Origin of the sequence: Bathymodiolus heckerae thiotrophic gill symbiont (genome assembly GCF_900180345.1) — a bacterium.
Classification (GTDB): Bacteria; Pseudomonadota; Gammaproteobacteria; order PS1; family Pseudothioglobaceae; genus Thiodubiliella.
Genome location: NZ_FXLV01000009.1, coordinates 17,233 through 36,076, shown reverse-complemented (window position 1 = coordinate 36,076; position 18,844 = coordinate 17,233). Strand labels below are relative to the sequence as shown.

Sequence of the window (18,844 nt, the reverse complement as noted above, 5' to 3'; positions counted from 1 at the left end):
TAAGGGATTATTACATCCAGTGAGTAAAAAAGGCTAAAAAGAGAGAAATAAGGCTAAAAAAATCAAACAAACAAGGTGTTTTTTAGATTTTTATGGAAAAATACGGAAATTTTGAGCTATTTTTTTTTGAAAAATTGCAAGGGTTGAAAATAGGATGGGGAATTATGAATTATGCAAAGGTCTCACAATGTGTTTTTAAAAGTACTTGGATTAAAATCAATATAAAAAAGCCTTTAAGAGCTTGGTAATTTAGGCGATGGGAAGTGGTGTATTTTTTAGGATAAAATAAGACATTTTGAGTAAAATGGATAGCCTATTATGCAAGCGATTTCAAGCACTTATTTGAGGCAATATTTCTAGTGTGGAACTTAATTATTCTTGGGGGTTTATAAAATGGGCAGAAGAAGAAAGCCAAAACCAAAAATTTATGAATTAGAAATTGAATCGCTTTCACATGAAGGGCGGGGCATTGCACATTTAGATGAAAAAGTGATTTTTGTGAGTGGGGCGTTGCCGGGTGAAAAAGTGGTGGCTGAGCGTGTTTTTTCTCGTGCTAAATTTGAAGAGGCGGCTGTGGTGGAGGTGTTAAAACCTGCGGAAAATCGAATTGTGCCTAAATGTGAGGTGTTTGGTGTTTGTGGTGGGTGTTCGTTTCAGCATTTGTCTAGTGAGGATCAGATTGAGGCTAAGAGGGAGTGGCTGAAAGATGCATTTAAACAGCAGGCTAAAATTGAGCCGAAAAATTGGCTTGAGCCTTTGCAGGTACAGGCGTGGGGTTATCGGCGTAAGGCACGATTGGGGGTGCGTTGGGTGGCGAAAAAGGACAAGGTTTTGGTTGGCTTTAGGGAGAAAAAATCGGGTTGGATTGCTAATATGGATAGGTGTGAGGTGTTGCATGCTTCCATTGGTGAGCATTTGAGGGATTTGGGTGAGTGTATTGAGCGGCTTTCTATTAAATCGCAAGTGCCGCAAATTGAGGTGGCAATTGCTGAGAATAATACCGTGTTAATTTTGCGACATCTTGAGCCGTTTAGTGCGGAGGATGAGCAGATATTGTTAGATTGTGCTAATAAGTTGGGGGTTTCGTTTTATACTCAGAGTGGTGGTGAAGACACGGTTAAACCGTTAGATAAGCCAGTTATTTTAACTTATTCCCATTCTGATCACAATATTGAAATGGAATTTTTGCCGACTGATTTTACTCAAGTAAATTTCAAATTGAATCAAAAAATGGTGTCATTGGCAATTGATTTACTTGAGCTTGATGATGGCGATAAAGTGATTGATTTGTTTTGCGGGTTGGGTAATTTCACTTTGCCAATTGCCAAATACGCTAAGTGTGTAGTGGGCGTAGAAGGGGATTTAGGGCTGATTGAACGCGCTAAATATAATGCTGAGAAAAATGCCATTACCAATGCTGATTTTTATAAGGCAGATTTGTTTAAAGAGGTGGAGGGTTTTGAGTGGTTTCGGGGCAAAACTTATAACAAAGCATTGATTGACCCAGCCCGCTCAGGCGCCATTGAACTCGTTGGGTTGTTGCCCAAACTTGGTGTTGAGCGTTTGGTTTATGTGTCGTGCAATCCTGCCACTTTGGCACGAGACACCGCCAAACTCATTGAAATTGGGTATCAATTAGAAACCGCTGGGGTGATGGATATGTTTCCTCAAACTGCCCATGTGGAATCAATTACATTATTCATTAAATGTTAAAAATTAATATCACCAATCAAACACTTAAACATCAGGGCAAGATTTATTCTATGAGTAGTGCTAAAAATGGTATTGGCGGACAGGAGGGTTCATTTTGCACGCCGACTGGCAAGTTTAAAATTGCTGAAAAAATTGGCAATGGTTTGGAAATAGGCTCAGTATTGGTGGGTAGGGTGCCAACTGATGAAATATATAGCCCTGAATTAAAACAGAAATACCCTGATAGAGATTGGATACTTACTCGTATTCTTTGGCTGGATGGGGTTGAAGCGCACAATAAAAACACCAAAGAGCGCTATATTTATGTTCATGGTTCGCCTGATGAAACGCCAATGGGTACGCCTAATTCAAGAGGCTGCATTCGGCTACATAACCAAGATATGGTTGCGTTGTTTGATAGCGTTCAAATTGGTGAAGATGTGGTTATAATGAAGTCATGAATCGGTTAATACAATATACACCCAAAAAAGCTTATGAACGCTTGCAAGCCAATCAAGGTGCAGTTTTAGTTGATGTGCGCTGTGAAGCGGAGAATAAGTTTGTTGGCAGACCGATTGAGTGTATTTTTGTGCCTTGGATTGATGAGCCTGATTGGGAACCATGCCCTGATAATTTTATTGTTGCTATTCAGCGTTTTGGCTGTCAATTAGACACAGAAATTATTTTAATTTGTCGCAGTGGTTATCGTTCTACTGATGCTGGACACTGTTTAATCAATCAAGGTTTTAGCAATGTTTCTCATATTGTAAGCGGTTTTGAAGGCGACCTTGATGAAAATAATCAACGAGGTAGTGTCAATGGCTGGCGGCACGATGGTATACCTTGGGAGCAATGTTAAGCCCTTTAATGAACAAGTTGTTAGAAACCTATTTAGACAAAAGAATGCTGTTTATTTTCTTAAACGGTATTGCCAGTGGTTTTCCGTGGGTGATTATTGGCTCAGCGATGACCTTATGGCTTAAAGATGCTGGATTAACACGCACAGCAATTGGTTTTTTTGGTTCAGTTTTTTTTGTTTATTCTATTAATTGGTTATGGGCACCTTTGTTGGATAGGGTCAAGATTCCTGTTCTTACCAAGCGCTTTGGGCAGCGTCGATCGTGGCTTTTGTTGTTACAAAGTTTGTTATTTTTACTGATTATTTTAATTTCTTTTACCGACCCAAAAGACAATTTAATATGGGTAAGCCTATTGGCTTTATCTGTTGCGATTGTATCCAGTACACAAGATGTTGTGATTGATGCATACCGAATTGAAGTGATGGATATATCTGAAAAAGATAAGTTACCTGCTACTGCTGCTATGGCTACTTCTGGCTGGTGGGTAGGCTATGGTCTTTTAGGGGCAATTGCACTTTATTTGTCTGATTTTGGGCAAGAGTGGACATCAGTTTATTTAATGATTAGCGTGTTTGTACTGGGTTTTATATTAAATACGCTGTGCTTAAATGAGCCAGAAAGTCGGCGCCAAGTGGTGCAAGAAAAAGCACAACAGGATTATGAAAATTTATTGGGTGGGCATCATTTATGGCAAAAAACAAGTGCTTGGTTTTTATCCACATTGGTTGAGCCATTAAAAGACTTTTTTTTGCGTTTTGGCAAAACTGCCCTAATTATTTTATTGTTTATTATGTTTTTCAAAATTGGCGAGGCATTTTTAGGTAGAATGTCGCTAGTTTTTTATAAAGAAATTGGCTTTACTACTGCTGAAATTGCCACTTATTCTAAATTAATCGGATCAACATTGACCATTGTTTTTTCTATTATTGCTAGTGTGATTACCGTTCATTATGGTTTGGTGCGTGGGCTAATGATTAGTGGTGTGGCAATGGCAAGCACCAATCTAATCTTTTCTTATTTGGCTTTTGTTGGCCCAGATACCAATGTATTTGCAGTCGCAATTTTGCTTGATAACTTTACTGCCGCTTTTTCAACAGTAGCGTTTGTTGCCTTTATTTCTCATCTTACTAATCGCGCTTACACCGCTACACAATACGCATTAATGGCATCGGCAGGCAATTTTGGTAGGACTTTGTTTGCAGGCGGTAGCGGGTGGATGGTGGATAGCTTGGAGATGCAAGAATGGGCAGCTAATTTTGGTGGACCATGGGTGGTTTTTTTCGCCATAACGGCCTTAATGGTCATACCGAGTTTAATTATGTTGTATTGGATTAGTAGGAAATTTAAGGGCTTATTCGTATGATAGGTGCAATTATGATGGATGTGTCAGGTTTGGCGCTTACTACAGAGGAAAAACAACAATTGGTTAAACCTTCTATTGGGGGCGTGATTTTGTTTACGCGCAATTTTGAATCCATTAGCCAAGTTACATCTTTGATCAAAGACATTCGCCAAGTCAACAAAAACTTACTGATTGCCGTTGATCATGAGGGTGGCAGAGTGCAGCGTTTTAAACAAGGTTTTACCCATCTTCCTGCCATGGCAAAATTAGGCAAAATTTATGATAAAAACCCAGGCCTTGCCTTAAAACAGGCGGTTTCTTGTGGCTTTGTTTTGGCGTATGAATTGTTAGCCATTGGTGTGGATTTTTCTTTTGCCCCTGTGCTTGATTTAGACCATGGTAATTCTTCTGTGATTGGCAACAGAGCGTTTCATTCTAGCCCCACCGTGGTGGTTGAATTGGCAGGTTCTTTAATCCAAGGTATGCACAAAGCAGGAATGAAATGTGTGGGCAAACACTTTCCTGGACATGGTTTTGTGGTGGCAGATTCACATCTAGATTTGCCAGTAGATAACAGACCCATGAGCGATTTATTGCAAGACATAAAACCCTTTAAAAACTTGATTAACCACGGACTTGATGCCCTTATGCCTGCCCATGTTGTTTACTCTCAGGTGGATGTTAAACCCGCAGGATTTTCCTCCAAGTGGATTAAAGATATTTTGCAAGTGCAACTTGGATTTTCTGGCGTGGTATTTAGTGATGATTTATCTATGCAAGGTGCACATTTTATTGAAAATATAGCCGACAGAGTAGGCGCATCATTAGGCAGTGGCTGCGATATGGTGCTTATTTGCAACCATCCGGAATTAGTCGCACAAGTAATTGACAAAGATTGGGGCATGAGTGAAAAATTACAATCAATGCAAGGTTTTTGTAAGTTTAAATCCGATAAAATTAACCATCAACAACATTTAGCCACCATTAAGGATTTATTGTGAGTAATAACAACACACCAGATTTTGAAACCAGACTTCTAAATGCCATGAGGAAAACCCTTATTGCCGTCGCCAAAGACACTATGACTAAGCCTGGCTTGCGTCATCCATTGACAAAAGACACGCAAAAAATGATTACCGACTGCCTAGACATTGTCGTTTCCCGACAAGTTGCCATCGAAAAAGAATCTGGATCACACACCAAAATGAAGCCTGTTTATACCGATGAACAAACTGTGCAAAGTTTTTCTGTGGATGATTTAAAGAAAACCCTAAACTAAAGAATAACTCAGAAATAAGAAATGATTTGGTTGGCTGCTATTTTTGGTTATTGGGTTAATGGGCTTGTTGGTGCGTTCATTGGTATTGCTATAATTTGGATATTGAACTTTGTTATAAAGTCATTCAATGTTAATAATCATACTCACGCTAAAGAACTATTTTTTAACGCTCTTTTCTCAATGCTTGCAAAGATGGCAAAAGCAGATGGTATTATTACTAAAGAAGAAATTGACGCTGTAACGCAGTTTATGAATGCCATAAGATTGAGTGGTAAAGATAAGGAAACTGCCATCAATGCCTTTAGAAAAGCGTCATCAAGTGAGCAATCAGTCTACGAATATGCCAGTCAATACAGAGCACTAGCCAGTGCAGAAATGATAGGAGTTGTCTATGCAGTGCTTTGGGATGTTGCGCATTCTGATGGTGTTTTGCATGAACAAGAAGATGAAATTCTAAGAAAAATACCTGAGTATTTAGGCTTACACCACGGTATATATAATGACTATAAAAATCGTGCTAACAACCGAGATAACTGGGATAAGGCTGATATAGATAAGCATTACGAGGTGCTTGGCTGTGCTAAAGACAATAGCGATAAAGAGATTAAAAACGCTTACAGGAAAGCCATATCTAAACATCATCCCGATAAGATACAGTCTCAAGGTCTACCTAAAGAATTCATGGATTATGCTAACGAGCAGTCAAAAAAGATTAACAAAGCTTATGATGCGATTAAAAAATCAAGGAAGCGTTAAAGGTTAAACGAATTCCAACTTGGTGTAAGCGCTAATTAACCACTTCTGATTTTTTTACTTTTTAGGGTTTACTACTGCTTGCCCTTAAGCGTCTCACCAAGGTAGGCATTTTTTTATGTTAAAATTTGGCACATGAGATTAAGTGATTTTCAAAGAAACACCATTAAACAGATAGCAAAACAGCATTTTAACACTCAGGTTAAAGTCAAACTTTTTGGTTCAAGAGTGGATGATAAGCGCAAAGGTGGCGATATTGATTTATTGTTAGAATTTAGTGATAATACTACCCAACTTGCAAAAAAAGTGTTGCGCTTTAATACGCTTTTACAAAGAAAATTAGGTGAACAGAAAATTGATATTATTACCCTAGAGCCTTGCCAAACACCAAATGCTATTCAGCAACAAGCACTGCAAAAAGGAATAGAATTATGAATGATTTAGATGAAAGAATAAGTCAAATAATCACTATTCTTGAGAAAGAAGATGTTTTAATTAAGGGTGTCATTAGTCGTTTATTTGATCAAAATGAGTTGAGTGTTGTTTGGCTAGAAAATACGCTAAATACACCTGAAGGCATTGATAGATTAGAATCATTTGTATCTAAATTCTCACGCATGCAGGATATGTTTGTGGATAAATTATTGCCTTTATTTTTAATTCGATCAGGTGAAACCCCAAAAACAGCGATTGACAACTTACATCGATTAGAGCAACTTAACATTATTAGCGATGCGAATGATTGGCTTGATATGCGTCTATTAAGAAATAAATTGGTGCATGAATATGTTGACGATATGGCACAATTGTTTGAACATTTACTGTTGGCAAAAACATTTTTTGTTGTTTTAAGTCAAAGTTTTGAGAGGCTTAGAAATATTTTAGAAAATCAAACAAATTCTAAATTGGCATAAGTGCTAATAAGCCATTTTGTGCCAGCAGTTTTGAATTTTATTTGCACTCTAGCGCTGTCGCCATTGCCTTCAAAATTAAGCACGGTGCCGAAGCCGAATTTAGCATGTTTAACGGTTCTGCCAATTGATAATTCACCATTTGCTTGTGGTGCAATATCTTGATTAAATGAATCATCTTTTTGGTAGTTTTTGGATGTTGCACCATATTTTTGTTTAATTTGGTTTAAGTATTTACTTGGAATTTCTGAGAGAAATCGAGAAGGGTGGGCGTAGATAGATTGTCCGTGTAAAAAGCGTTTAATGGCAAAGGACAGTGACAGTTTTTTCATCGCACGAGTCATACCTACATAGCACAATCGCCTTTCTTCGTCCATCAAATGTGGCTCGTCTTTGGACTGCCTAGAGGGGAATAAATCCTCCTCCATACCTGTTAAAAATACATAAGGAAATTCTAGACCTTTGGCTGAGTGAATGGTCATTAATTGCACATTTTGAGTGGGTGGTGCATTGGTATTGCCACTGGAGTCAAGTGATGCTAGGGAGATAAATCCCAGTGTCTCGCTCATGTCATTGTCTTCTTCGTGATTATATTGCCTGGCAGCGGCAATTAGCTCTTCTAGGTTGGCAGTTTTGCTGCCCGCTTTGTCGGTTTTATCGTTGGAATAATGTGTAATCAGCCCCGATGCTTTAATCAAGTGGGCAACTTTTTCAGATAAATCTAGGTGCTTGGTGTCGTCTTGCATTTGTTCAATCAGTTGAGTGAATGCAACCAAGGCATTAGCAGCACGAGTAGGCAATGTTGAAGCTATATTGGTCGCTGCTTGGAATAAATTGGTTTGATTTTCTCGTGCAAATCCTCGTATTTTTTCAACGGTAGCGGCGCCAATACCACGCGTTGGGAAATTCACCACGCGTTCAAAGGCAACATTGTCGGCAGTGGTTTCCATTAGGCGTAAATAACACAGGGCATCTTTGATTTCAGCCCGTTCAAAAAAGCGTAAACCGCCGTAAATAATATAAGGAATATTGTATTTAATCAGTCGTTCTTCAAACCCTCTAGATTGTGCATTTGAGCGGTAAAGAATGGCACATTCATTAGCCGATGCGCCGTTATCAAGATGTTTTTGAATGGTGCTAATGACAAAATCTGCCTCATCAGTTTCTGTGCGTGCTTCGTATAAATCAATCAGCTCGCCATCGCCAGCATCTGTCCATAGAGATTTACCCATACGGTTTGAATTATTTGCAATCAGTGCATTTGAGGCGTTTAGAATATTACCTGTTGAGCGATAATTTTGTTCAAGGCGGATGGTTTGAATGGGTGCAAAATCGGTTTCTAATTTGGTAATATTTTCAATTTTTGCACCACGCCAGCCGTAAATAGATTGGTCGTCATCGCCAACACAAAATACCTTGTTATTACCATCAAACAGCAGTTTAATCCATTTGTATTGCATGGTATTTGTGTCTTGGAATTCATCCACCAAGATATGTGCAAAACGGGTTTGATAGTGTGTGAGCAATACTGGATTATTTTTTAGCAACTCGTAACTACGCACCAACAATTCAGCGAAGTCAATCAGGTCATTGGCATTACAATGTGCTTCGTAGAGTTTAAATATTTCAAGGCTTTTTTTGATGAAAAAATTATACCCCACCTCAATATCATTGGGGCGAATGCCTTCATCTTTTTGCTGATTGATAAACCATTGGACTTTTCTAACTGGAAACTTACTTTCATCCATTTGATTTTCTTTCATTAAGCGTTTAATAATACGGTATTGATCTTGCTGGTCAAGAATTTGAAACTGAGGTCTTAGATTCGCCTCAGCAGGGTGGGTGCGCAACAGCCGATGCGCTAAACCATGAAAAGTGCCCACCCACATACTTCTGATAGGTCGCCTTAATAGCACATTAAGGCGTTCACGCATCTCGTTAGCCGCTTTATTGGTAAAAGTTACCGCTAAAATGGCATCAATATGAAGGTTTTTTTGTGTGACTAAATAGGCGATACGATGGGTTAGCACTCGAGTTTTTCCAGAGCCTGCACCTGCTAATATTAAGGCGCTTTGTGCGTCATTTAAAGTAACCGATTGAGATTGTTCGTTATTTAGTCCGTCAATTATTTCAGATAAATTCATAATTTTTATTGTGTATTGGTTTTAAATGGTTATAATATTACCTTTCTCTTATATCTAATAATTTGAGTTTGGTTAAGAGTAAGAAATTATAAACATTATTTATTAAGGAGTGGCAGTAATGACATACTACGAAGGCGTTAAAAAAATGGAAGAGATGGGTGTAAATGACAACTATATTCAAGGTTGGGTAGCTGGTTTCTTAAACAATCCTGAGATTGAAGAACAAAGAATTACTGATGAGTGGGAGTCTGGCTTTGAAGATGGTAAAGAACACACAGATTCAAACTTTACAAACTTTACTTAATCGTTAATTAAATAAAGTTTTTTAAAGCCCCGTTTACGGGGCTTTTTATTAAATGAAAAAAAATACTTGGCAGTACAACACACACAACACACTGAAAGGTGCAGATAAATGCAACGCTTTTTTTCACAGCAAGCAATTTGAAGACCAAAATTTCCCTATTAAAATCCCCTTAGAATTTGCCAACTTAATTGACAAAAACAACCCTAACGATCCCCTACTAAAACAAGTCATTTCAACTGAGACGCCGGGCTTCTCAATTGAGACGCCGGGCTTCTCAATTGAGCCGTTAGAGGATGAGGAAAATGCGCCTGTTGCAGGGCTTATTCATAAGTATCCTAATCGTGTTTTGTTGATTGCTTCTAGGGTTTGTGCGATTCATTGTCAATATTGTTTTAGACAAAATTTTAATTATAGCGGGCATGACGCTATTAGTAACTGGCAAGCGATTGAGGAATATATTTACACCCATCCGCAAGTGAATGAAGTGATATTAAGTGGTGGCGACCCGTTGAGTTTAAGTGATGAAAAATTACAGGGTTTAATTAACAATATTGAAAACATTCCACACATTAAAAATCTTCGGTTTCATACGCGTAGTGCAGTGGTAACGCCGAGTAGAATTACTGCTGAATTAGTAAAAATGCTGGGTAAAACTAGATTACGCATCGTGCTAGTTACCCATGTTAATCATGCTAATGAGTTGTCAGATAAATTTGCTGAAGCTATAGGGCAATTAACTAAGGTAACTTTGCTTAATCAATCGGTTTTACTCAAAGGTGTGAATGATTCTGTGTCGGTTTTAAGCACACTTTCTACTGATTTATTTGCTTTGGGAATTTTGCCTTATTATTTACATTTATTGGATAAAGTTAGCGGTGCAGAGCATTTTTTAGTTGAGGATGAAACTGCCACTAAATTACACCGAGAATTAGGTAAAAAACTTAGCGGTTACTTAGTGCCTAGATTGGTAAGAGATGAGAATTTAGCAGCAAAAACTTGGCTTTAGCGAATGGCTTCTTCTAAAGTTTTGATATTAATTTCCCCCATATAATGATTAATTAATGCTCCATCAGGGGCGTAAATATAGGTGGTCGGCATACCAACCACTTTGCCAAATTTTTCAAATTCAGCACGATTTTTGTCACTGGATAAAATAATGGGGTAATTCACCATAAAATTATCGGTAAAGTCGGTAATTTTATCAATATTAACCTGTTCATAATCCATACCTAAGAGTTCCACCTTGTCTGAATGCTTGTCATAAAAATCAACAAAAGCAGGGATTTCTTTAAGGCAAGGTGGACACCAAGTTGCCCAAAAATTCACCACCAAGTATTTGCCTTTAACGGTCTTATTATTGTGTATTTTTCCGTTCATATCCACCACTGAAAATTGTGGTAGTTGAATATTTTTTGGGGTGCTATTTTTAGAAAAAATTCCCCCCAGTGTTATGGCGTGAACGATACTTAAAGGAAGAATGATAGCGAGTATAATAAAGATTTTTTTCATATAGAAGATTTTAAAATGAGTGCAATAATTTATCATAATCCCAGATGCACAAAATCTCGGTTGACTCTAGGTATTTTAGAAGAAAAAGGTATTGATTTTCAAGTAATTAAATATTTGGACGATACCCCCTCTGCTGAAGAGTTAAAAGCACTGCTTAGTCAATTAAAATTAGATGCTAGGTCATTAATGCGCACCCATGAAGCGCCTTACAAAGCCAATAATTTAGAAGATAAAACACTCAGTGAAGCTGATTTAATCCAAGCAATGGTTGATTACCCAATTCTTATTGAGCGTCCCATTGTGAAAACCGATAAAGGCACAGTAATTGGGCGACCACCTGAAAATGTATTGGCGATTATTTAAACCCTAAAAAGCATAACTGATTTTAGTAAAAATTCTATCGTTATTTTTAATTGAATCAGTAGTAGTGGAGCCGCCAATATAATCAATGATGCCACCGCTTATTGAAAGTTTGTCATCAATAGCATAATCTAATGAAGTTCTGGCAAAACCTCCTGCATCACCTTTTTTGCCAAATACACCAGCAATTGCAGTTAAATTTAGAGTTTGATTGAGGTATGACTGAGTAAAACGAAGTGCGTGTTGATAGCTTTCTTGTTGGGTGAAATTATTGGATTGAGTGTTGATGATATCATCATAATGATTGATTTTTCTCAGTGCCAATTCATAGCTTATTGAGCCATCGCTAATGCCAGTGTATTCCACGCCGATTAAAGCGTCTATTCTCGATCTTGTGTCAGTTAGTCCTGCGTATTTAATGTTGTTAAAATAGGCAACTTCTGTTTTTAATAAAAAACTGCGAACTACTTTGTTATAAGCCAAACCTAGCATTTTTGACCGGTTATCAAACTGTAAAACACCATCTTTAAAATAAGGTTTATCAAGGTAAGTATCAGCGAAATATACACCAAAATCATACCCAGAAAACTCGCCAGTGAGGCTGAGTGCAATGCCGGTATTTTTTAAATCATTATTGGGTTTATTCTCTGATAAATCAATGCTTTTTTTAAAATCAGAGCCGAATTTTGGATTTTTACTAAAACGATTTTCGTGCAAAATGGCAGTAGAAAATTTTAGGTTATCTTGGTAATAATCTAATTTACTCATAAATCGACCAAGACGCAAATTTTTAATGTCAATCAACCCCGGTGTGTGATTGTCTAATGGATTTAGAACATCGGTAATGCGAATAGCATCGGATTTACCCCAAACGACAATTTGTCTGCCAATTTTAAAATCAAGATTGGTACTAATATTGCCTTCAATATTTAATTCGTTTAAATTTAATTCACTTTCATAGCCACTAGGCGTTGTTTCATAGTTGTTGCTAGCATAAAATATAAAGTCATGATAGGCTTTCAAATTGCTGTTTACCTTAAAACCATTGTCCATTTTATAATCGGTGGTTAAATCTAATAGCAGTTTGGTGGAAGATAGGTTTTTATCGTTATTAAAATTATAATGCGTTTCCAAATTGACGGAACCATACACAATATTTTTTTCAGGTGGCAATGTGGTGGTGATAATGTCGTCAATATTATCATCAAACCCATCATCAAATCCTTCTTCAGCATTTAATAAAAAAGCATTTAAAAGGAGTAAGAATAATAAAACAAGCTTCATTTACAAACCTTTTTCAATTTTACGAACACTGAACATTTCATCATCAATGGCAACATTAATTTTAATATCACGATTACTCAAAATGGTTTTATGTAGAGTTTGTTTGCCGTATTTTGTCGTCATTGTCGTTTGTGTTGCCACCCAAATACCATCAATTTTTTCCATTTTACGAACATCCATATATTTAACTCGGTTGGCTTTTTTAAGATAAAACTTGGCACGGGCGAGCATAAAATTATCTTTGCGAATATATAAAATGCTTTTGGTGTAGCCAGTTTCGTCAATCACGGCTTTATTTTTTGGCAAAGATTGGATAATCCATACTGGATTTTTATCATCTTTGCGTTTAATAATGCTTTCTTTTAGCAGTTTAAAATGATAATCATCAAGATTTTTATCCGTCATATCAGCATAAGAAAAATCACTGCCCATAAAAGCGCCATCTTTGTCACTGGCTGGGATGCGTTTGGTTTTTTTGAGTGCAGGGAGATACATCCATTGGTCATCATCTTTGTCGTTCCCGCTATAATCAAAAGTTAAAAACGCTGTGTTTTTAACATCGCTGGGCGTTAGAAAAAAGACAGATTTATGTTCAGTGTTCTTATTTATGTCTTTGGAAAATGTGCGCATTTGTCTGATGCGTTTTTTCTTGTGTTTGTCGATTAAAACCATTTGCAAAGTGGAGACAATGCTGCTGCCATCATCTCGGGCATCAACTTTTTGCATAATTTCTAAGCCTGTTAAGGCATTAACGCCAAAACTTAACAATAGGGTGGGTAGTAGTAATTTTTTCATTATTTTTGCTCCAAAGATTTAGGTTTTTCTAATAGTTTCATAATAGCAGGCATCAGTAAAAAGTCAGCAATAAGGGCGATAAAAATAGCGCTGGCAGTCAAAATACCAAAATTCAACATATTGGTCATACTGGCACTTAATAGCACTAAAAATCCAAGAGAAAGCACAACGGAAGTAACGATAATCGCCCGCCCCGTTCCAATAAGAGTTAGCCTTGTAGCCTCATCAACATTTTTACCCTCTAATCGATAGCGATTAAAATTGTGCATAAAATGCACAGTATCGTCAACGGCAAGACCTAGGGCAATCGCCCCCACAAGCATTGAAAACATATCAAAAGGAATGCCGAAACCAACCATCATTGCCGTGATGGTCAACATTGGCAGAATATTTGGAATCATACTAATCAAGCCGATTTTAATATTGCCAATTAAAATTATCATCATAATGGCAATAAGTCCAAATGCCAGCACATAACTAATTGCACTAGAATGAATGGATTTTTCCATAATACTGGAAAGTAAAATACCAATGCCAGTGAAAGAAACATCGGCTTTTGTGTTAAATTCTTGTGAAATTTTGGTTTTAATCTCACTTAAAAATTGATTGTATTTAATGGCATCAACAAAAGGCACTTTGACCGTTATGCGTGCCTTAGAAAAACCAGAATCAACAAAATCCTCCAAATCATCACTACCGCTATTGGCAAATAAAAATAATTCTTGTGCAATCAAATCTTTGTTAGTAGGGATTTTGTAAAACGCTGTATTATTTGCATTCAGCGCCTTATTGGTTTCTTTTAATACATCAACCAGCGTTATTGTTTTACCGACAAAAATATCCCTGTCTTTTAAGGTGTTAAGATAATCAGTTGTTCTTTCAATTTTTTGTAGCATCGCTGGTTCATACAGACCATTTTCTCGTCCAGTATCAACAATAATCTCCAAAGTCATTGAGCCGTTTAACTCTCTGTCAATCGTTTCAACATCAACACGCACTGGATTGTCAGCCTTAAACCAGATGAGTGGGTGGTGAGAAAATTTCATTTGTGTGGCAAAAGAGATTGCAATAATAATCATAATACTGCTAATTACCACAATGGATTTAGCATTGTTTAGGGAAAAATCAGCAATCTTGTGTAAAAAAGTGTCCATTGTTTTATTATGCGAGGCAATGGGTTTGTGCTTGAGTTTCAGAGTGGCAAGCATAGCAGGCAACAATATTAAAACAAACAACAGCCCTAATATAATACTGGCACTAGCAAAAATGCCTAAGTTGGCAACAGGGGCAACATCGGAAAATGAAAACGACCACATACCAGCAGCAGTGGTAAGTGAGGTCATTACAATGGCAAAGCCAGAATGCCCCATGGAAAAACGCAGTGCTGATTTTTTATCCCCAGTTTTGGCAAAGTCTTTATAAAACATTGCCAAAAGGTGGATGCTCGCCCCAGTAATAACTGCCAATAAAAACGAGGGCATAATTTGAGTAACAATAGTAAAGGGGGCATCAAACAGTGCCATTAATGAAACAGCACTCACGATTGTTAAAACAACAGTGATAAGTGGCAGAACAACCCCCGAGACTCGCCTGAACATTAATGCCAAAACCAAAATTACCATGAGCAACATTTTTTGGATAAAACTTTGGGTGTCTTTTCTCATTGCCTGCTTAATAACGCCAGCAAATAACGCTGAACCTGCAAGATGCACTTTAAAATTAACATCTTCGTATTTTTTGGTAATTTGTTGCACTGCTTCAATGATTTTGGTGTTTTCATTGTCTGTTAAATATAATTTAGGTGTATTGTTTGTCGTTTCTTCGGCAAACTCATCTTCCTCGTTAACGACTATTTTTTTGCCATTTTTATCAAAACTAGAGTAAGTTTGTGTATCGATGATGATGCTGGTAAAAGTTTTATCGCCATTAAATAGCAAATCTTTTAACAAAGGATTGGCACTTGCCAGTTGTTTTTTAGCACTGAGTGTGGATTTATCAATTTTATAATCATCAAACAAATCCTCAACAATTAAACTGTCCGTTGTGCCAAGGGTGTTTCTGGCGTTTATTAAAGAATTAACCTCTTCAATGTAGGGCAAATTGTTTTCTAATTCTTGGTGTAGTTTTGCCAGTTTTTTAAGAAAATTAAGGTCAAAAATATCTTTAGTTTCAACAGCAATTAAGATTTTTTCATCTCTGCCGAATTGGTCACGAAATTCATCGTATTTAACACGAAGTTCATCAGTTTTATGCAAAAACCCCTCAGTTGAAGTATCCATTTTAAGATTCGGAAGATTAGACCCAAGTGCTGCCACAACAAGTAAAACTGCAAGAATGGTTTTTTTGCTATTTTCAAAAATAAAATCTGCTAATTGTTTAAATTTTTGCTCTGTTTTTAGTCGCCAGTTCATTGTCATATCCGTAAGTTAAAAAATCAATCAATTAATAAGGTTGAGAGATGGCCTTCGCGCGCTTCAATGTTTGAATAATACACATCATCCAACCCCTTAACCACGGAGTTTTTAACCACATCAAGTGCTAAAACTGCATCACTCCAAGCACTTAAATGTTTAAATTCTGTGATAGATAGGGTGTTATTGGTAAATTCGTTAATCCACGCTAGGCGCATAAAAATAGGGGAAAAAGCCACATCAATCATAGCAAAATCGTCATTGTTAAAAAATGTATTGTTGTGTTTAACCGCCTCAAGTTTGGCAAATTTTGCAAACAAGTTTGTTTTTGCAGCGTTGAATTTTTCCTCATTGCCTGTTATTAGGCTGAATAAATCATCAAACATAGTGCCAGAAAAAGCGATCCATGAGCGGTTGTTAGCTTTTTCAACTACATCGTTAGGGTGTAAATCTAGCGTACCAATATCATTCACAAACTCGCTAATTACTGAGGATTCAAACACGATTTTATCATCAACTTTCAGCAGTGGTACTTGCCCAGTTGGCGAGATTTTTTTGAACCAATCGGGCGGATTCATTGGATTGATATAGGTTATTTCAAAGTCAAGTTTTTGTGTGTTTAATAAAATCACCGTGCGTTGTGCAAACGGACAAAGTTTAAAGCTAATCAGTTCTAATTTCATTTTTTTCTCCTTATGATAAAGAAAGCCCTGCCTTCCTCAGATTATTCCCGATGATAGGGGTGGTTGGTTAATAATGAATGGGCACGATAAATTTGCTCCACTGCCAATAATCGTGCTATTGAATGTGGCAAAGTTAAGTTTGACAATCCCCATAATTGATGAGCCTGTTGTTTAATTGTATTGCTTAAACCATCGGCACCACCAATCAGCAAAGCCACACTATCGCCATTTTGTTGCCAATTTTGCATTGCTTGAGCGATTTCTTTAGTGGAGTGTTGTTTACCATGTTCGTCAAAAGCAATAATCAAATTTGCAGTGGCACTGGCTTTCATTAATAACTCACCTTCAAGTTGTTTGATTTGTTCAATATTTTTGCTTTTGCGTTTTTGTGCTTCAGGCGTAGTTAAGTTAAAGTTGAGTTCACGAGGTAATTGTTTTTGATAATGCGTAATTCCTGTTTGTATCCAATCAGGCATTTTTTTACCAATGGCAATCAAGTTGATTTTCACTCGTCGTCCGTTCCCGACCATAATTTTTCTAATTTGTAAAATTCTCTAGTTTTCTCAGTCATAACATGCACCACTACTTCTGCCAAATCAATGAGCATCCAATGCCCCGTTTCCGCACCCTCAATACCAACAACTTTCATTCCTAAACGCTTTGCCTCAATTTTGACATTATTAGCAATGCCGCGCACATGTTGCGTAGAGCGCCCTGTGGCAATCACAATCGCCTCAATATCTGCGCTTTGCTGTAAAACTTTTAGGGTAACAACATCCTCACCTTTAAGTTCGTCGATAATGTTAATCACTGCTTCTAATTGTTGTTTTAAATTCATAGTTTTTTAATATATTTAATAATATTCTCGGGCAAAAGTCCTGATAAATCTTGCTGGTTGCGTATTTTACTTCTAATTTGCGTTGATGAGATGTCAACTAACGGCGTTTTTGCAAAATACACCTTCTTGTAAGAGGCCGATCCTTTTACAAGGGGTAATCTTGGTAAAACCACTAATTGCGCATAATTGCCAAATTGTTGGTAGTTTTTCCAAGCTTCCAGTGTATTAAAACTGTCTTCGCCCATAATCAGGAAAATCTCTTCGTTTAGATAATCCTTATTAATTTGCTTGAGCGTGTCAATGGTGTAAGAGGCGTTTTGTCGGTCAATCTCTTGAGTATCAACCTGCAAATCATCAAATTCAACGAGTGCTAAATTTAACATCTCAAGGCGTTGTTTGTTAGAAAATTGTAAGTTAGTTTTATGCACAGGGGTTTTACAAGGTATTAAAAAAAGTTGCTTTAGTTTCAACTCTTTTTTTATAGCACGAGCCGTTTTTAAGTGTCCATAATGCACAGGGTCAAATGAGCCGCCAAAAAAACCAATCATAGCATTACTTGAATTTCTGTTTTGGTCAATGCCTCGGTTGGATAGGGGTATTGACCAATCGACATTCCCTCTACAAAGCGCATAAAATCTGCCTCATTGTCAATCAATAAATAAGCGTTACCTTGTTTTTGTTCGCCCATCGTGGTTTCAACTTTGCAGCCATAATCATGCCCACAATGAAGCATAACCTTGTCATTAATTTGTTTAAGTTTTTGCATAGAATGAAATAACTCACTAATATTACCACCAGGTAATGAACAATGTCCCGCCCCATAAACAAACAAGGTGTCACCAACAATAATATGCCCATCCAGCAAATAACAAATCCCACCAGCACTATGCCCTGGTGTATGGATAATTTTAGCTGCCGTATTGCCAATAAAAATAGTGTCGTTGTTTTCAACGGTTTCAGGCAAACTGTCAATCTGTAAATAAGGCACTTCATGAATGCCTGCGGTAACTTTTGCCCCTGTTTTTTCCACAATTTCATCAACGGCATTGGTGTGGTCAAAATGCCAATGCGTTAGCCAAATATCAGTAAGCGTGTAGCCTTTGTCGTGTATCCGTTGGATAAATAACGATGCATCCCATGCTGGGTCAATAATAGCACAAGTTTTGGTATCATGGTCAAAGATAAAATGAATGGAATCTTCTAATGCACCAATGTGATAAAGAATTTCTAAGGTAAAAGTTTTTTCAGTATATTTTTTTTCTAGCATAGTAGTATTTTAACTTGACTAATTCGCTGGACACGCTATAATTTGTTTCTTTTATTTGGTCACCAGTATTTTATGGGGCTATAGCTCAGCTGGGAGAGCACGACACTGGCAGTGTCGGGGTCAGCGGTTCGATCCCGCTTAGCTCCACCAAGTAAAAAAATTATGTCGCCTTCGTCTATCGGTCAGGACCCTAGGTTTTCATCCTAGTAAGAGGAGTTCGATTCTCCTAGGCGATGCCATACTTTAAAATGGTTCAGTTTGATAAAAACTGAGCCATTTTTTTTCGTCTTCAAGAAATGGTGTAAAATACTCTCGTCCCGTTCGTCTAGCTGGCCCAGGACCTCAGGATTTCATCCTGATAACAGGAGTTCAAATCTCTTACGGGACGCCAAATTATAAAATCTAAATGCGT

23 protein-coding genes and 3 tRNA genes are annotated in these 18,844 nt (G+C 37.3%); 16 read left to right on the top strand and 10 right to left on the bottom strand.

Annotated features, from left to right (window positions below):
• The first annotated feature begins 92 nt into the window (after window positions 1-92).
• The 10 genes from CRYPD_RS07850 (at window position 93) to CRYPD_RS02175 (ending at window position 6,840) form a co-directional block, all read left to right on the top strand.
• Window positions 93-248, top strand: coding sequence for a hypothetical protein (locus tag CRYPD_RS07850; protein WP_171004280.1), 156 nt, complete (start codon window positions 93-95; stop codon window positions 246-248).
• A gap of 145 nt (window positions 249-393) precedes the next feature.
• Complete coding sequence (gene rlmD / locus CRYPD_RS02215; protein WP_138145945.1) at window positions 394-1,713, top strand: 23S rRNA (uracil(1939)-C(5))-methyltransferase RlmD; 1,320 nt, start codon at window positions 394-396, stop codon at window positions 1,711-1,713.
• Window positions 1,707-2,153 (top strand): L,D-transpeptidase, encoded by a 447-nt coding sequence (locus tag CRYPD_RS02210; protein WP_138145944.1) that lies wholly within the window; start codon window positions 1,707-1,709, stop codon window positions 2,151-2,153. The genes rlmD and CRYPD_RS02210 overlap by 7 nt, the downstream gene beginning before the upstream one ends.
• Complete coding sequence (locus CRYPD_RS02205) at window positions 2,150-2,551, top strand: rhodanese-like domain-containing protein (protein ID WP_138145943.1); 402 nt, start codon at window positions 2,150-2,152, stop codon at window positions 2,549-2,551. Before CRYPD_RS02210 ends, CRYPD_RS02205 begins: the two co-directional genes overlap by 4 nt.
• 8 nt (window positions 2,552-2,559) lie before the next feature.
• On the top strand, window positions 2,560-3,915 hold the full coding sequence (locus CRYPD_RS02200) for an AmpG family muropeptide MFS transporter (protein ID WP_244610237.1): 1,356 nt from the start codon (window positions 2,560-2,562) through the stop codon (window positions 3,913-3,915).
• Window positions 3,912-4,895 carry a beta-N-acetylhexosaminidase gene (gene nagZ, locus CRYPD_RS02195; RefSeq protein ID WP_138145941.1) on the top strand — a complete coding sequence of 328 codons (984 nt, stop codon included), beginning with the start codon at window positions 3,912-3,914 and terminating at the stop codon, window positions 4,893-4,895. The genes CRYPD_RS02200 and nagZ overlap by 4 nt, the downstream gene beginning before the upstream one ends.
• Window positions 4,892-5,173, top strand: coding sequence for a hypothetical protein (locus CRYPD_RS02190; protein ID WP_138145940.1), 282 nt, complete (start codon window positions 4,892-4,894; stop codon window positions 5,171-5,173). Before nagZ ends, CRYPD_RS02190 begins: the two co-directional genes overlap by 4 nt.
• A 21-nt stretch (window positions 5,174-5,194) precedes the next feature.
• Window positions 5,195-5,929: a co-chaperone DjlA gene (djlA, locus tag CRYPD_RS02185; protein WP_138145939.1), complete on the top strand. Its 735-nt coding sequence runs from the start codon at window positions 5,195-5,197 to the stop codon at window positions 5,927-5,929.
• 132 nt (window positions 5,930-6,061) lie between these two features.
• Window positions 6,062-6,361 carry a nucleotidyltransferase family protein gene (locus CRYPD_RS02180; protein ID WP_138145938.1) on the top strand — a complete coding sequence of 100 codons (300 nt, stop codon included), beginning with the start codon at window positions 6,062-6,064 and terminating at the stop codon, window positions 6,359-6,361.
• Entirely contained in the window at window positions 6,358-6,840 is a 483-nt protein-coding gene (locus CRYPD_RS02175; RefSeq protein WP_138145937.1) for a hypothetical protein, read from the top strand. The genes CRYPD_RS02180 and CRYPD_RS02175 overlap by 4 nt, the downstream gene beginning before the upstream one ends.
• Here the strand turns inward: CRYPD_RS02175 and uvrD are convergent.
• The gene (gene uvrD, locus CRYPD_RS02170) at window positions 6,816-8,981 is read right to left on the bottom strand and encodes a DNA helicase II (RefSeq protein ID WP_138145936.1); all 2,166 of its coding nucleotides are present in this window, start codon (window positions 8,979-8,981) and stop codon (window positions 6,816-6,818) included. The genes CRYPD_RS02175 and uvrD overlap by 25 nt on opposite strands.
• Before the next feature lie 118 nt (window positions 8,982-9,099).
• Here uvrD and CRYPD_RS02165 point away from each other — a divergent pair, with 118 nt between their 5' ends.
• Together CRYPD_RS02165 and epmB are read left to right on the top strand one after the other, a co-directional pair.
• The gene (locus CRYPD_RS02165) at window positions 9,100-9,285 is read left to right on the top strand and encodes an Alvin_2107 family globule sulfur oxidation protein (protein ID WP_138145935.1); all 186 of its coding nucleotides are present in this window, start codon (window positions 9,100-9,102) and stop codon (window positions 9,283-9,285) included.
• 52 nt (window positions 9,286-9,337) lie between these two features.
• On the top strand, window positions 9,338-10,291 hold the full coding sequence (gene epmB, locus CRYPD_RS02160; RefSeq protein WP_138145934.1) for an EF-P beta-lysylation protein EpmB: 954 nt from the start codon (window positions 9,338-9,340) through the stop codon (window positions 10,289-10,291).
• Here the strand turns inward: epmB and CRYPD_RS02155 are convergent.
• Window positions 10,288-10,794 (bottom strand): TlpA family protein disulfide reductase, encoded by a 507-nt coding sequence (locus tag CRYPD_RS02155; protein WP_138145933.1) that lies wholly within the window; start codon window positions 10,792-10,794, stop codon window positions 10,288-10,290. The two genes, epmB and CRYPD_RS02155, sit on opposite strands and share 4 nt — an antisense overlap.
• A 15-nt stretch (window positions 10,795-10,809) precedes the next feature.
• Here CRYPD_RS02155 and arsC point away from each other — a divergent pair, with 15 nt between their 5' ends.
• On the top strand, window positions 10,810-11,157 hold the full coding sequence (arsC, locus tag CRYPD_RS02150) for an arsenate reductase (glutaredoxin) (protein WP_138145932.1): 348 nt from the start codon (window positions 10,810-10,812) through the stop codon (window positions 11,155-11,157).
• Between the two features lie 3 nt (window positions 11,158-11,160).
• Here the strand turns inward: arsC and CRYPD_RS02145 are convergent, their stop codons facing one another.
• From CRYPD_RS02145 to CRYPD_RS02110, 8 genes are read right to left on the bottom strand one after another with little or no spacing between them, the layout of a single operon-like run.
• The gene (locus CRYPD_RS02145) at window positions 11,161-12,438 is read right to left on the bottom strand and encodes a DUF1302 family protein (protein ID WP_138145931.1); all 1,278 of its coding nucleotides are present in this window, start codon (window positions 12,436-12,438) and stop codon (window positions 11,161-11,163) included.
• Complete coding sequence (locus tag CRYPD_RS02140) at window positions 12,439-13,233, bottom strand: outer membrane lipoprotein-sorting protein (protein WP_138145930.1); 795 nt, start codon at window positions 13,231-13,233, stop codon at window positions 12,439-12,441. It abuts the gene before it with no gap.
• Entirely contained in the window at window positions 13,233-15,644 is a 2,412-nt protein-coding gene (locus CRYPD_RS02135) for an efflux RND transporter permease subunit (RefSeq protein WP_138145929.1), read from the bottom strand. The genes CRYPD_RS02140 and CRYPD_RS02135 overlap by 1 nt, the downstream gene beginning before the upstream one ends.
• Window positions 15,645-15,667: 23 nt before the next feature.
• Window positions 15,668-16,327, bottom strand: coding sequence for a glutathione S-transferase family protein (locus tag CRYPD_RS02130; RefSeq protein WP_138145928.1), 660 nt, complete (start codon window positions 16,325-16,327; stop codon window positions 15,668-15,670).
• A gap of 41 nt (window positions 16,328-16,368) precedes the next feature.
• A complete protein-coding gene (gene rlmH / locus CRYPD_RS02125; protein WP_244610236.1) occupies window positions 16,369-16,857 on the bottom strand; it encodes a 23S rRNA (pseudouridine(1915)-N(3))-methyltransferase RlmH in 489 nt (162 codons plus the stop codon).
• Complete coding sequence (gene rsfS / locus CRYPD_RS02120) at window positions 16,833-17,165, bottom strand: ribosome silencing factor (RefSeq protein WP_138145927.1); 333 nt, start codon at window positions 17,163-17,165, stop codon at window positions 16,833-16,835. The genes rlmH and rsfS overlap by 25 nt, the downstream gene beginning before the upstream one ends.
• Window positions 17,162-17,713, bottom strand: coding sequence for a nicotinate (nicotinamide) nucleotide adenylyltransferase (nadD, locus tag CRYPD_RS02115; RefSeq protein WP_138145926.1), 552 nt, complete (start codon window positions 17,711-17,713; stop codon window positions 17,162-17,164). Before nadD ends, rsfS begins: the two co-directional genes overlap by 4 nt.
• Window positions 17,710-18,432, bottom strand: coding sequence for an MBL fold metallo-hydrolase (locus tag CRYPD_RS02110; protein ID WP_138145925.1), 723 nt, complete (start codon window positions 18,430-18,432; stop codon window positions 17,710-17,712). The genes nadD and CRYPD_RS02110 overlap by 4 nt, the downstream gene beginning before the upstream one ends.
• A gap of 74 nt (window positions 18,433-18,506) precedes the next feature.
• On the opposite strand from CRYPD_RS02110, the gene CRYPD_RS02105 reads away from it, so the two are divergent.
• The 3 genes from CRYPD_RS02105 to CRYPD_RS02095 all read left to right on the top strand — a co-directional run bounded on the left by CRYPD_RS02105 (window position 18,507) and on the right by CRYPD_RS02095 (window position 18,823).
• A tRNA-Ala gene (locus CRYPD_RS02105) sits at window positions 18,507-18,582 on the top strand.
• A gap of 14 nt (window positions 18,583-18,596) precedes the next feature.
• Window positions 18,597-18,671: transfer RNA gene (locus CRYPD_RS02100), tRNA-Glu, on the top strand.
• A 75-nt stretch (window positions 18,672-18,746) separates the two neighbouring features.
• Window positions 18,747-18,823: transfer RNA gene (locus CRYPD_RS02095), tRNA-Glu, on the top strand.
• Window positions 18,824-18,844 lie beyond the last annotated feature (21 nt).

Coding starts and splice junctions, on each gene's coding strand:
- CRYPD_RS02145 (WP_138145931.1), bottom strand. CDS start 12,438: ATGAAGCTTGTTTTATTATTCTTACTCCTTTTAAATGCTTTTTTATTA.
- CRYPD_RS02200 (WP_244610237.1), top strand. CDS start 2,560: ATGAACAAGTTGTTAGAAACCTATTTAGACAAAAGAATGCTGTTTATT.
- CRYPD_RS07850 (WP_171004280.1), top strand. CDS start 93: ATGGAAAAATACGGAAATTTTGAGCTATTTTTTTTTGAAAAATTGCAA.
- CRYPD_RS02155 (WP_138145933.1), bottom strand. CDS start 10,794: ATGAAAAAAATCTTTATTATACTCGCTATCATTCTTCCTTTAAGTATC.
- CRYPD_RS02210 (WP_138145944.1), top strand. CDS start 1,707: ATGTTAAAAATTAATATCACCAATCAAACACTTAAACATCAGGGCAAG.
- CRYPD_RS02205 (WP_138145943.1), top strand. CDS start 2,150: ATGAATCGGTTAATACAATATACACCCAAAAAAGCTTATGAACGCTTG.
- CRYPD_RS02140 (WP_138145930.1), bottom strand. CDS start 13,233: ATGAAAAAATTACTACTACCCACCCTATTGTTAAGTTTTGGCGTTAAT.
- rlmD (WP_138145945.1), top strand. CDS start 394: ATGGGCAGAAGAAGAAAGCCAAAACCAAAAATTTATGAATTAGAAATT.
- CRYPD_RS02180 (WP_138145938.1), top strand. CDS start 6,062: ATGAGATTAAGTGATTTTCAAAGAAACACCATTAAACAGATAGCAAAA.
- djlA (WP_138145939.1), top strand. CDS start 5,195: ATGATTTGGTTGGCTGCTATTTTTGGTTATTGGGTTAATGGGCTTGTT.
- CRYPD_RS02175 (WP_138145937.1), top strand. CDS start 6,358: ATGAATGATTTAGATGAAAGAATAAGTCAAATAATCACTATTCTTGAG.
- uvrD (WP_138145936.1), bottom strand. CDS start 8,981: ATGAATTTATCTGAAATAATTGACGGACTAAATAACGAACAATCTCAA.
- nagZ (WP_138145941.1), top strand. CDS start 3,912: ATGATAGGTGCAATTATGATGGATGTGTCAGGTTTGGCGCTTACTACA.
- CRYPD_RS02135 (WP_138145929.1), bottom strand. CDS start 15,644: ATGAACTGGCGACTAAAAACAGAGCAAAAATTTAAACAATTAGCAGAT.
- epmB (WP_138145934.1), top strand. CDS start 9,338: ATGAAAAAAAATACTTGGCAGTACAACACACACAACACACTGAAAGGT.
- rlmH (WP_244610236.1), bottom strand. CDS start 16,857: ATGGTCGGGAACGGACGACGAGTGAAAATCAACTTGATTGCCATTGGT.
- nadD (WP_138145926.1), bottom strand. CDS start 17,713: ATGATTGGTTTTTTTGGCGGCTCATTTGACCCTGTGCATTATGGACAC.
- CRYPD_RS02110 (WP_138145925.1), bottom strand. CDS start 18,432: ATGCTAGAAAAAAAATATACTGAAAAAACTTTTACCTTAGAAATTCTT.
- CRYPD_RS02130 (WP_138145928.1), bottom strand. CDS start 16,327: ATGAAATTAGAACTGATTAGCTTTAAACTTTGTCCGTTTGCACAACGC.
- rsfS (WP_138145927.1), bottom strand. CDS start 17,165: ATGAATTTAAAACAACAATTAGAAGCAGTGATTAACATTATCGACGAA.
- CRYPD_RS02165 (WP_138145935.1), top strand. CDS start 9,100: ATGACATACTACGAAGGCGTTAAAAAAATGGAAGAGATGGGTGTAAAT.
- arsC (WP_138145932.1), top strand. CDS start 10,810: ATGAGTGCAATAATTTATCATAATCCCAGATGCACAAAATCTCGGTTG.